Annotated in this window: 1 protein-coding gene; it reads left to right on the forward strand. The window is 70.2% G+C overall.

The features are described 5' to 3' along the window. On the forward strand, positions 1-1,210 hold a 1,210-nt coding region (locus AC1DZ6_RS25130), incomplete at its 5' end, for an APC family permease (protein WP_477099809.1). Positions 1,211-1,395: the final 185 nt, after the last annotated feature.

The raw sequence follows: 1,395 nt of genomic DNA on the forward strand, positions 1-1,395 counted from the left end.
GCCAGCAGGAATTCGGGAAAGCCGGCCATGCGGAACAGGCCCGCGGCGTGGGCCGACCAGCCCACCGCCACGGCGGCGCAGCCTGATCCTCGAATACACCCTGGTCTGCGCCGCCGTGGCGGTGGGCTGGTCGGCCCACGCCGCGGGCCTGTTCCGCATGGCCGGCTTTCCCGAATTCCTGCTGGCCGGTCCGCATGTGGTGCTGGCGGACGGCACCCGCGGTCTGGTCAACCTGCCGGCGGTGATCATCTCCTTCGCCGTCGCGGGGCTGCTGGCCCTGGGCACCAAGGAGAGCGCCACGGTCAACATGGTCCTGGTGGTCATCAAGATCTCCGCCCTGGCGGTGTTCGTGGCCCTGTGCCTGCCGGCCTTCGACGCCAGCCACTTCACGCCGTTCATGCCGCAGGGCTTCGTCGCCCATGTCGTCGAAGGGGGCGCGGGCCCGGACGGGATCAAGGTCGGGGTGATGGCCGCCGCCAGCCTGATCTTCTTCGCCTTCTACGGCTTCGACGCGGTGTCGACCGCCGCCGAGGAGACCAAGAACCCCAAGCGCGACCTGACCATCGGCATCGTCGGCTCGATGCTGATCTGCACCCTGATCTACATGGTCGTGGCCGCTGTCGCGATCGGCGCCTCGCGGGCCGAGGTGTTCTCCAAGAGCGAGGCCCCGCTGGTCTTCATCCTGGAAACCCTGAAGCAGCCGCGGATGGCCCAGTTGGTGGCCCTGGCGGCGGTGGTCGCCCTGCCGACCGTGATCCTGGCCTTCATGTACGGCCAGAGCCGGATCTTCTTCGTCATGGCCCGCGACGGCCTGCTGCCCGCCGGCCTGGCGCGGGTCAACGCCAAGACCGGCACCCCGGTGCTGATGACCCTGCTGACCGGCGCCCTGTCGGCCCTGCTGTCGGGCCTGCTGTCGCTGAAGGACATCGCCGAGCTGGCCAACGCCGGCACCCTGGCGGCGTTCATCGCCGTGGGCCTGTCGGTGATCATCCTGCGCCGGCGCGAACCGAACCGGCCGCGGGTGTTCTCCACGCCGCTGTGGCAATTGGTGGCGCCCGGCGCCATCCTGGGCTGCCTGTATCTGTTCTACAGCCTGCCGGCCAAGACCCAGCTCTACTTCCTGTACGCCCACCTGATCGGGGCGGCGGTGTACCTGCTGTACGGGGTGCGACGCAGCGCCCTGGCGCGGACCGAGGCCGAAAGGGTGTAAACCGCTCGCGACATGACCCTGGGGGTGACTTTGCGGCGCTTCGTTCGATCTGGACTGTGCGGCCCGGCGTTCTGGGTGCTGTTCGCCGCGATCCCGCTGGTGGCGTGCGGCGGGGGCGGCGGGGGCGGGGGACCCTCGCCAGGCGTCATGACGCCGGATCCGCCCCCACCACCACCGCCACCGCC

Source organism: Caulobacter sp. P1_B12_2 (genome assembly GCF_056406675.1).